The organism is Mesorhizobium sp. M0761, assembly GCF_040320205.1.
Taxonomy (GTDB): domain Bacteria; phylum Pseudomonadota; class Alphaproteobacteria; order Rhizobiales; family Rhizobiaceae; genus Mesorhizobium.
In genome coordinates, this window is the sequence record NZ_JAMYPF010000051.1 from 1 (window position 1) to 697 (window position 697).

The 697-nt window shown below is 65.7% G+C and carries 1 protein-coding gene; it reads left to right on the plus strand.

Annotated features, from left to right (window positions below; translation table 11 throughout):
* On the plus strand, positions 1-697 hold a 697-nt coding region (locus NKI32_RS31530), incomplete at both ends, for a helix-turn-helix domain-containing protein (protein ID WP_353005237.1).

The window sequence follows — 697 nt, forward strand, 5'->3', positions numbered from 1 at the left end:
ACGGGATCTCACGCAAGAACGGCTACAAATGGCTAGGACGCTATCGGACGTTTGGGCCTGAGGGTTTGCACGACCTGCCGCGAGCCCCGCTCAATCATGGCCGGGCGACAGCTCAGGATCTGGTTGAGCGGATTGTGGCGGCCAAGGAGCTGCATCCGCTCTGGGGTCCAAAGAAGATCGTGGCACGGCTCAGGCGCACGGCTCCCGAGTTCATGTGGCCTTCAGCCTCGACGGTCGGCGCGATCCTTGCGCGGCATGGGCTTGTCCGCGCCCGCAAGCGACCCCGCCTGCGGGCCTGCGGCAATGGACCCTGGCCACAGCCGCAAGAACCGAACGCGGTGTGGACTGGCGATCACAAGGGCTGGTTCCGGACCCGCGACGGCTGGCGTTGCGAACCCTTGACGGTGATGGATGCGTCGAGCCGCTATCTTCTGGCGCTCGAAGCGACGGGGTCGACGGCCGATAGCGAAGCCTGGCCGGTGTTCGAACGGCTGTTTGAAGAGCATGGCCTGCCGGATCGCTTCAGAAGCGACAATGGCCCGCCCTTCGCATCGGCCGGCGTCACCGGGCTGACGCCGCTTGTCGTGCGCTTCATCAAGCTCGGCATCACCTTGGAGCGGATCGCACCCGGCAGGCCACAGCAGAACGGACGTCACGAGCGCTTTCACCTGACCATGCTGCCGATGGCCGAGGCACC